9 protein-coding genes are annotated in these 10,416 nt (G+C 25.7%); 7 read left to right on the forward strand and 2 right to left on the reverse strand.

Annotation, left to right across the window (positions count from 1 at the left end; all coding sequences use genetic code 4):
• Positions 1-380 precede the first annotated feature (380 nt).
• The gene (locus EXC48_RS00620) at positions 381-716 is read right to left on the reverse strand and encodes a hypothetical protein (protein ID WP_129720400.1); all 336 of its coding nucleotides are present in this window, start codon (positions 714-716) and stop codon (positions 381-383) included.
• A 332-nt stretch (positions 717-1,048) separates the two neighbouring features.
• The gene (locus EXC48_RS00630; protein WP_129720401.1) at positions 1,049-1,963 is read right to left on the reverse strand and encodes an ROK family protein; all 915 of its coding nucleotides are present in this window, start codon (positions 1,961-1,963) and stop codon (positions 1,049-1,051) included.
• 250 nt (positions 1,964-2,213) lie between these two features.
• Here EXC48_RS00630 and EXC48_RS00635 point away from each other — a divergent pair, with 250 nt between their 5' ends.
• The 7 genes from EXC48_RS00635 to EXC48_RS00665 all read left to right on the forward strand — a co-directional run bounded on the left by EXC48_RS00635 (position 2,214) and on the right by EXC48_RS00665 (position 10,416).
• Entirely contained in the window at positions 2,214-4,112 is a 1,899-nt protein-coding gene (locus EXC48_RS00635) for an alpha-amylase family glycosyl hydrolase (protein WP_129720402.1), read from the forward strand.
• Positions 4,113-4,213: 101 nt separating this feature from the next.
• Positions 4,214-4,663 (forward strand): hypothetical protein, encoded by a 450-nt coding sequence (locus EXC48_RS00640; protein ID WP_015286934.1) that lies wholly within the window; start codon positions 4,214-4,216, stop codon positions 4,661-4,663.
• A gap of 18 nt (positions 4,664-4,681) precedes the next feature.
• A complete protein-coding gene (locus EXC48_RS00645; protein ID WP_129720403.1) occupies positions 4,682-7,099 on the forward strand; it encodes a hypothetical protein in 2,418 nt (805 codons plus the stop codon).
• A gap of 3 nt (positions 7,100-7,102) precedes the next feature.
• Positions 7,103-7,615, forward strand: a complete 513-nt coding sequence (locus EXC48_RS00650; protein WP_015286937.1) for a hypothetical protein — start codon at positions 7,103-7,105, stop codon at positions 7,613-7,615.
• 2 nt (positions 7,616-7,617) lie between these two features.
• On the forward strand, positions 7,618-8,646 hold the full coding sequence (locus tag EXC48_RS00655; protein WP_197725026.1) for a hypothetical protein: 1,029 nt from the start codon (positions 7,618-7,620) through the stop codon (positions 8,644-8,646).
• Positions 8,647-8,741: 95 nt separating this feature from the next.
• The gene (locus tag EXC48_RS00660; protein ID WP_129720404.1) at positions 8,742-9,656 is read left to right on the forward strand and encodes a DnaB-like helicase C-terminal domain-containing protein; all 915 of its coding nucleotides are present in this window, start codon (positions 8,742-8,744) and stop codon (positions 9,654-9,656) included.
• Positions 9,649-10,416, forward strand: coding sequence for a single-stranded DNA-binding protein (locus tag EXC48_RS00665; RefSeq protein WP_129720405.1), 768 nt, complete (start codon positions 9,649-9,651; stop codon positions 10,414-10,416). Before EXC48_RS00660 ends, EXC48_RS00665 begins: the two co-directional genes overlap by 8 nt.

The raw sequence follows: 10,416 nt of genomic DNA on the forward strand, positions 1-10,416 counted from the left end.
TAGATCTTAGGCATTTGATGAAATATAATACTTTATATGTTTACCATATTCTGTATTTCTGGAAATTTTTATTTTATCAATAAATTTTGTATTAGTATTAACTTCAATTTGGAAGCATATTTCTTAATTTATTGTTGATAATAGCTTTTTTAACATTTATGTTTTCATCATATTTATCAATTTTTTATAGTTATTATTTAGTTGTCTAAATATATTTGTATTTTCCAAATAAAGAATTTATACTCGTTATTTAAATGATCATATCAATATTTTATAAGAATGTTTTTGATTTTTAAAAGTATATAGCATTTTAAATGTATAGCAAAAATAATTAAAAAACCTGAGTATCTAGAAAACTCAGGTAACAAATTTATAACGTTTTAATTTAACTCTTTAATTTTATCTTCAATTTCTTTAATTGCTTTATCTAGTTCTTTATTTAACTTTTCTTTTGCTTCAGGTGTAGTAGCTGAGTCAAGTTGTTTTTTTCAATATGATTTTATAATATTTTTGGTTTGTTCAATTGTTTGTTTTTTAATTTCTTCTGAAACTGGGATTCCTTGTTTTTCAAGTGATTTAAATGAAAGTTTTGCAGTTAAATTAATTAATTTATCTATTTTATCTTCTGTTGTTTCTTTTGCACTACATGCTACAACTGTAGCAGGTAATGCAACAAGAGGTAATAAAGCACCACTAATTTTTAATCATTTTTTCATATTTATTCCTTTCTTGTAATTAAAAATTTTGTTAATGTCCATTGCATTATACATCGGTGAAAAAAAAAAAAAAAAAAGCAAAAAAGTTCATTTTTGCATATTTTTTCACATTTTTATAAAAAGAAACTATTCTGCTTCTTTATTTCCGTGCATAATATGTTCTTTTAAAATTTTATAGTCATTTTCACGCAATAGTTTGCGGTATCTAGTTACTGTGCGTGTAGATATTTTTAATTTTTTGGAAATATATAAGTTTGTGTGATTTAAATTTTCGGAAATAAAAGTTAAAAACTTAGTTCTTTTCTTTTCGAATTTTGTCATTGTCATAATTTTTATCCATTTCTTAATTTGATAAGATTGTAAAGACCATATAATGCGGAATCGTCTCCTAATTCATCAAAATATAAATTAATGTTTTTAAAATGATTTGGATCGCTAATTTCTTTTGCTAAATTAAACGCATCAATAACAAATTGTTTTTGAGCTAATGCTACACTTCCACCAATAAAGAAATTATGTGGAGCAATAATTCCTGCATTAATTGCAAACATATTCATTAATGTTTCTTTTGCTTCATTAACAATTTTAGTTGCTTGTATATTTCCTTTTTCAGCTAATTCGAAAACTTCTTTTGCTGAATTAGCAATATCATAATATTTAGCTTTTGTTTCTATCCCGCTGCCTGAACAATGAAGTTCAAGCGCATATTTATTTAATAATCTACTTTTCCCTAAAAAAGCAGATTTAGAAACAGGAATTTGCGCGATTTCTTGGGCATAATAATTGTTTCCGTGAAAGATTTTATTATTTATTATTAAACCTGAACCAAAACCAGTGCTTATTGTATAAAATTGACTTACATCATTTAAATTTTTTTTGTAATAAACATGATTAGCCAAAGCCATTACATTTGCATCATTTTCAAAAACAATATCTTTTATTTGAGTATTTTTTAAAAGATATTGTTTAACATCAAAGTTTTTTCAAGTGCCGCCTAAATTAGGACTATTAAGTACAATTCCATTTTCATAATCACTTGGTCCTGGTATGCAAAGCGCCAGATACATAATATTATTTTCTAAAATTCTTTCTTTGATTCAATTACAAGTATTTTCGGCTGATGTATAATCAGTTGATGTTTTTACTTTTGATATTATTTTTCCATTTTCATCAAAAATTGCAAAACGCACATTTGTACCGCCAACATCAACAGCCGCATAAGAGTTGTTTTTATTTTTTCAGTCCATATAGTGATTATACTTTTTTTTGTTTTTTTAAAAAATACTTTTTATTTTTGTTTATATTGTGCGTTTTTATCCTAAAACAAGTATAAAAATATTACTATATACTAATTTTTACTATAAAGATAGTATATGGTTAATATATAAAAATAAGATATAATAATCTAATAATATGGTAATTTTTACCTTCTATATTGATATGTCAAAAAGGTAAAAAATATAAGAAAGTAAGAGGAATATATTTTAAAATTTTAATATGAGAAATATTTTAAAAAAGAGTTTATTAACTATTATGGTTAATTTACCATTAACATTAATTATGTCTTGTTCAACAGGATTTAATAAGGAAAATGAATTGAAAAAGTTACAAAGTACAAAAGTTTTATTAGATTGAGGCGATGATAAGTTTGTTAATATAATTAGAAAAAATAATCTAAATCATACTAGTTACTTTGATGATGTAAAACGAGTTGGTTATATTGCTCCATATAATAAAGATGCAAAGCGTTCAAATGTTATGTATCAATTAACAGTTTATTCATTTGCTGATGGAAATAATGATGGAATCGGAGATTTTATCGGGCTTAAAAATAATTTAGATTATTTTGTTAATTTAGGAATTGATACTTTATATCTTTCGCCAATTCATCCTGCTTCATCATATCACGGATATGATGTAATTGATTATACTGATGTAGCTCCTGAACTAGGAGGAATGAAAGCATTTGATGAATTTTTAATTAAAGCGCATGAAAAAGGTATTAGAGTTGTGCTTGATATGGTGTTTAACCACACTTCATATGAGCATCCATGATTCCAAAAAGCCTTGCAAAATGATCCTAAATATAAGAATTTCTATTATATTTATGATAAAAGTACAAACCAAAAAGAAGGTAAAGATAATATAAAAGGAATATTTAAAAATATTGATAAAAATATTAAACCAAATAATGAAATTTATTGAGCAGCAGAATTTTGATCTGGAATGCCTGATTTAAATTTAAATAATCCTGACGTTATTGAGGAACTTAAAAATGTTCACCGTTTTTGAGCAAAGAAGGGTATTGATGGATTTAGATATGATGCATTTTATCACTATTTTGATTCAAACAATCCCATCAAAGGTAAAAGTAATAAAGGCAATGAAGTAGAATTATTTAAAGAATTTAGAAAAGTAATCAATCAAGAATATAAAAATGCTGAAGGTCAAAAAATCTCTAGATCATCATTAGATGCATTTATGTTTGGTGAGTGATGAGATGATGCTTCAGAATTTTATGCTCAAAATACATGATATTCAAAAGATAAAAAAGAGAAAGCTTTAAGTAGTGTTATTGATGGTAAGAGATTTAAATTTAATACTAATGTTAATATTAGTTATAATTCAGAGTTAGATTTAATTCAAAGACTTACTGATAAAGATGGGAAAATAAGAGAGTGAATACCATTTTTAGATAATCATGATGTGGAAAGATGAATTAATTGAATTAGATCCCAACACGGTGATACAGTAACAGAAGAGCCACACAAATTAACAACCGAACAACGCGCTTGATATGAGGAAGCTCTGATATCATTATTATCTCGTGGAGGATTACCGACTTTATATAATGGTAATGAACTATTGATGCAAGGTGGACCTAAGACCCAGGATATTAATGTACGTGAAGCGTTTTGGTGGAATGATACATCTAAAAATGTTTATTTTAAAGAAGCTAAAAACCCAGGTGATTTAATAACAACGAAAGCTTCTCCTGGAGAAGGCTCAGTTGAATCTATTGTTAATAATCCAGATTCTTCATATAACTTACTGGCTAAAATGATTAAACTAAGAAAAGAATATGATTCTTTAAAAGAAATGGATAAAAAATATGTTGCTGATCCAGAACAAGTTTTAGAATTTATAAAACCTTTTAGAGAAAATATTAATAGTGAAGAAGTTACGTTAAGAAATAATCAAGATGGAACATACATTTTAATAATTCATAGTTCAAATCCATATGAAATTGGTAATTTAGGTTTAAAGCCGAACTACAAGGTTGAAAAAACATTTTTTACTAAGAATATAGAAATTTCAAGTAATGAGAAAGGAATAATTTTTAAAGGTAATAAAACATTAAAAATAGGAGCATTCTTAATAAAAGAAGTTAAATAAAACTGCTTGACTAGTCAAAACCTAACATTATCTAAGAATTCATATAATGTTATTTTTGATAGTGTTTTATTGCTTTATTATTTAAAATTTAATTAAGAAATATGAAAAGGCAGATAAAAGTAAAAAAAATACCTTTTAAAACCAAATTAAGATTTCTATTTCTAGGTAAGTATCCAATCGAAAGAATATATAAACCAAAGATAATTGAATACTTATTTATGATTTTCTCCAATATTTTAATCTTAATTATATCTATAATCTTATTTTATGTTTTATTAGGAGTTTACAAGCAAAGTAATTCAAACAATTTTTATGGAAATGTTTCCATAGAGTTAAACAAGTATGAATACAGAGTAATTTTATCAGTGTTTTTGATTGCTTATTTATTAAATTTAATATTATCTGTTCATGTTATTTATATATTAAACAAAACAGAATTTAACAAAATATTTGCCTTAATTGGTGTTTTAACTTCAATAATGATTTTATCACCAATAGCAATCATTTTTCTTATAATAGCATATCAAAAAAATGAATTAGCATTTGAATAATGCAAAAGGATGATATTTATGAAAAAAAATAAATTAATTTTACCTGCAGTTGGATTATTTGGTGTTGCTGTGGCGGGGACAGCAATTGCATGCAGTAAGAGAGATGGAAGTGAAGAAATAGTTGTTGCAGTAGATGGAGTGCAAAAGAAATTTTATGAAAAAGCAATAGAACTTTATAACAAAACACCTTCTGCTAAGAAATTTAAAATTAAAATGATTGAAAAAGATGTTTTTGGTGCAATTGACATTAATATACAAGGAATTACCGACAAAATAGTTGCTGATATTTTCTATATGCCAGCAGACAGAGTAACTGATTTTACTCAACGTAAAAATTTAGTTCAAATAGAAGACTTTTTACCAGGTATTTTGGATGATATTGCTAAAGAAATTGGAGCAAGCGAAAAAGAAAAAGAAGCTATGAGATACTTCGGGACTATTAAAGGCCGTTCAAAAGCTAATCCAGAAAAACAAGTTACAAAGTTAATGGCTATTAGACATAATACTGAAGGTTTAATATTAGCTTCAACAAAAGAAGAATCAGAAGCAAGATCAGAATTACAAAATACAAGTTATGATACCTTAATTGAATTAGTTAAAGCTGGGAAAGCATTGTTTAGATTCCAAGACTTTTGATTTGGTAATGGAATTTTAGCTGGTGCATTTGAAAAAATCAAATCAGAATCAACTGATGCTAAAATTAAAAATGCTAACTTAATGGAAAAAATTATTTACACAAAATATGGTGATGCAAGAGTTTCATCTGGGTTTCAAGCAGGAAATGAATATCATGAGGCATTTAAAAAAGCAACAAAGGTTATGTCTGATTTATTCTTCCCAATTTATGAGGCAGCATATGTAAAAACTGAAGCAGAATTTAAAGATACAGTTTGAGGCAAAAAAGGAATTTCACAAGGAGATTTAAAAGCAATATTAGATAAAAATGTTGGTGATGCCCAAAATAGAATATTTCAATTAATGAAAGATAAAAAAATAGATTATACAGTAATAGGATCATGAGATTCTCAAAACTCAGAAAAATCAGCGGGCGTTAGATCATTCTTTAATGTTGTTAAAACTGATGAAAAAAATGAATATCTTCAAGGGCCAGGCTCATGAGCATACGGTATAAACGCAAGAAACAATGGTGCTAAACCAGAAAGAAGAACAGCATTAAGAGAATTCTTAAAAGCAATTTTTAAAGCTGAATCATATAAAGAATATTTTTTAAGTGATTCTAAGATTCCATTTACAAATAAATTCCAAACAGACTTAGCAAATGACCTTAGAAACGAAAATGACAATGCGGCTAGAGAGGTTAATAATTTTGCAAAAGAACTTAAATTTGAAAACTATACAGAATTATATAATGCGGCAAAAAAAGAAATAAATGATATTTCTGAATTAGCAAAACAAGGACCGATTGGTAATGATTGATCATCAGATAAAGATAAAACAAAACCTTCTGATGCAGTTAATGAAACAACAAAAGAAGATAATGTAAAAAGCTTGAAAAGACCGTCTGTCGTATCAGAAACAGAATTTAAGAAAACAACAGATAAAATTCAAGCAACATTACCTCTTAGAAATGTGGTTGCGACAATTTTGGGATTAAATAATTTAGATAATTTAAAAGGAACATCTGGTACTAATAAAGATCAACCATGACTTGTTGGGCAAGAATTATTAAAACCTGAGGCAATTAAAACTGATGGTGAATTAAAAGATGCTATTCAAGGTGGAACAGCATTACATGTTAGAAAGGTTCAAAAATTTATTTTTGGTGTAGATGGAGATGATCAAAAAGGGAAAGAAGATTTAATTGAAAAATTAAAAAATGATGTTCTTGAAGATCAAAAGAATGGAAACTCATCAAAAATTAGTCAAGCATATGATGAAGTATTTAAAAAAGCAAAAGACTTTGCAACTAAATATTCAAAAAATACAGTTCCATCTGATGATATTTTAAAAAATGTTACAAAGAAACATTTAGATATATTTTTAAATGCAGCAATTGTTAGAGCTTCAATTTCAAGCATTTTTGAAAATACTAAATTCAAAAATAAAGATAATACTGATAGCAAATATTCATTTAAAGAGGTTGATGCAAAAATTTCTGAATTTGAAGGTAAATCAACATTTAATAAACTTTTAAAAGTTTTCTCATCAACAAAAGAAATTAAAGATGGTGGTATTGGAATATTTAAAACTCAAGCCACAAGACCAGATAATTCAAATCCGCAATTTGGTCCAGTGTGAGGATACTTTAATGATTCAACATTTGGAAATAACCAAAAATATAAAGAGTTTAAAGCAAAAGGCATTAAAACAGAAAAAGAATTTGCTGATGAAATATTTAAAACACTTCAAAAATTATTTGCAGATGTTTCAAGCACTTTACAAAGAGGAAATTCAGCAACATACGTAGAATTTTAATTTATGATTAAATATAAAGAAAATATATCGAAAACAAGTTTTTATATATTTATTGCACAAATAGCGCTATTAACTTTAGCGCTATTTGTGTGAATAATGATTCCCTTTGGGTTAGGGATACGCTCAGAAGAATTTTTAAAAATAACAAAAAACTTAAGTAATGAGCAAATTAATAAATTAGGTTATGAAATAACAACTAAGACAGTATTATCATATATCGCCAACACACTTGTTATATTATTTTTTGTTGGTTATTTACTTATACTAAGAAATAAATTAAAATATGGATATTTCTTTATTATAAGTTGAATTGTTATATTTATAACTATAGCATTTGTACCATTTTATGGCGGTATCAAATATCACCCAAATATTCAAATTATTTTTGGAGGAATAATAAGTACTATTAGCATTACGATCATTCTACATTTAGTTTTAATTTTGTTTAATTTTTATATTAAAAGAAAATTTCACTATTATGAATTTTACAAGATACATAAAGAAAGGGGCAAATAAGTATGAATGAACTTAAACTTTATAACTGATATGGCGAAACGTTTGAAAGCATCCTACCAAGCTCCACAAAGAATTTAAAAGCCTATAAAAAACAAGTTAAAAATGTATTTTTAAGGAGTAAAGATAGTATAAAAGCTAATGAGAAAGTTGAAAAAGATTTATATGTTAGAGCAAAACAAAAATTAAGTGATAACTTAAAAAGAGAATTGGCTAGTCATAAAGTTGCATATAAGAATAAAATAGCAGTTTTAAAAGATTCTATTAAAAAACTTTCTTCATTTGATACTATGGAAAAACTATTAAAATTTGAAATTGGTAAGTTAAAGAAAAAGAAGAACGAAGTTCAAAATTATGCGAAGGATTTTGTTTATTCTTTAATAAAATCTGCTGATGATATAGATTTTAAAATAAAAAACATTTCACAACTTCAAAAAACAACTACTGAGTCTGAGACAGAAATTTTTAAGAAATTTACAGTATATAACATTATATTGTTATATATTAAAAATAATAGTGATCGTGATTTTGATATTAAAAAAATTGAGCATTTACTTTTACCAATAGAACTAAATTGATTAGAAAAAAGTAAAATAGCAACTACTTCATATTTTAAAGATATATACTATAAATTAGAAAATGAAAGACAAAAATTACAACTTCAAAAAGATAAATTAGTAGCTGAATATAATGCTACATATGCTATTCAAAAAGAGATATACATTAGAGAAAAAAATAACATTAAGTTAAAAAATAAACAAACTATTCTACAATTAGAATATGAATATAATGAAAACTTAAAAAGAAAAAGAGAAGAAGCGAAGAAAGTGAAAGAACTTTCTTTAAAAAAGATAGAGGAACAAAAAGAACAAATTATTTCAGTGCAAGCTAAGAACAATCTTATTACACATGAAATAATATCTAAGGCGAATAATTCAATAAATAGAATTAAAGAAATTTATAAAAAGGAAAAGGTAACTCAAAAATTAAGATCACAAATTCAATTATATAAAGACTTATATATATATATATAATCCCCAATTAATGGAAGTAAGTAGTAGCGTGAATAATCCCCCTAAAAAAAATAAGGGGGATTTTTATTTTAATCTTTACCCCTTTTGGAGGAAAAATGAATTATTTGGATGGTTTAAAAACACCAAAAAACATTCTTATGGAATGAGAGCAAGAAGATAATAAAAAAAGCAACATTATCAAAAAAACAAAATTTAGCATTATCGATAATGAATTGTTAGGTTTAAGACCAGGACAATTCTTGATAGTAGGAGGAAGACCAGGAACAGGAAAAACAACCTTTCTTATCAATTTAATAAACAACATAGAGCAAACATTATCAGAAAACGAATATATTTTATTTATCTCATTCGAACAGTCATCGAATGAAATTGTAGAAAAGTTATTTGCATTGAATACTCGCGAGAAATTAAAAACTTTTTATGAAATTGATAAAAAAGAAATTTTAAACAGAAACCCAGAAGCAGCACAAAAACTTAAAGAGCAAAAAATATTAATTTATGATAATGCATCTTTGATGGTAGAACAAATAACAACATTGATAAATGAAATTGAGAGTAATTTAAATATAAAAATTAAAGCATTGTTTTTAGACCATATCCAAATCACACAAACAACAATAAATGGTAATCGTTATGAAAAGACTTCAATAGTTTCACGTACTTTAAAAATAACAGCATTGCAAAATAATATACCAGTAATTGCATTATCTCAATTATCAAGAGATTATGCAAAAAAGACAGCAACTAAACCAACAGCACCTAATATAACAGACCTTAGAGATAGCGGGAATTTAGAACAAGACGCAGATATAATAATGTTTTTATATGAGGTTGATAATGAAAATGATAATCTTTTAAAAGAGTTAGGCGTTTCAATTGTTAAAAATAGAAATGGACGATTAACAAAAAGTAAAGTTATATTTTCACCAATATTTGCAAAAATTTGAGATTATGAAGAAGCAGCAAAATTAGGAATAACTAATTCTTTAAAAGGAGCACAAAATGAATAATGCACAAAAATTAAAAGCATTTGGTTACAATATTGCAAAAGGTATGTGTAAAATTTTAGATGCACCAGAAAAAAGAGAAACAGTAAATGGTAAAGTTTTCGCAACAGCAAGAGCATCATTTACATCATACACTCAAAGGCCAGGCGAAGCATATACAACTTACTTTTCTTTAATTGCTTTTGGTAAGAATGCAACAAGATTAATAAATAATTTTCAAGCAGGCGACTTTATTAGATTTATCGGTAAGATTTATCAAAAAAAATATTTTAATGAACAAAAAAATACAGAATCTATATCTTTAAATGTGCATATTTTAAGTATGTCGAAAGTTGATAAATTTTTAAATCAAAAACAAATGGAAGATGAATATTTTTCAATTGAAATTTTAAGTACATTAGCACAAGACCCTAGAAAAATTAATGATGATACTATACTTTTAAATGTATGTTATCCTAATAATTCAGATGAAGCAGAGTTTATAACAATATTTGCAAAAGAAAAATATTTAGAACGTTTAGCGCCTAATGAACAAAATTGTTTTAAAAAAGGAAAGATTATAGGAATAAAATTTTTACCTTATGGAGTTAAAAAAACTACTTCATCAGGAAAAATTTATATAGGTATTACAGGACAAGCAACGACAATTTTTTATGTTGAAGACTTAATTGATGATAATCCATTAATTGCTAAATCAACTCAAAATGTAGAATTAAGCGCGCAAGAAACAAAAGAACTATATGAAAGTTTATTTTTAGATTAA

The sequence above is a fragment of the Mycoplasmopsis cynos genome (genome assembly GCF_900660545.1).
In the GTDB taxonomy this organism is placed as follows: Bacteria; Bacillota_I; Bacilli_A; order Mycoplasmatales; family Metamycoplasmataceae; genus Mycoplasmopsis; species Mycoplasmopsis cynos.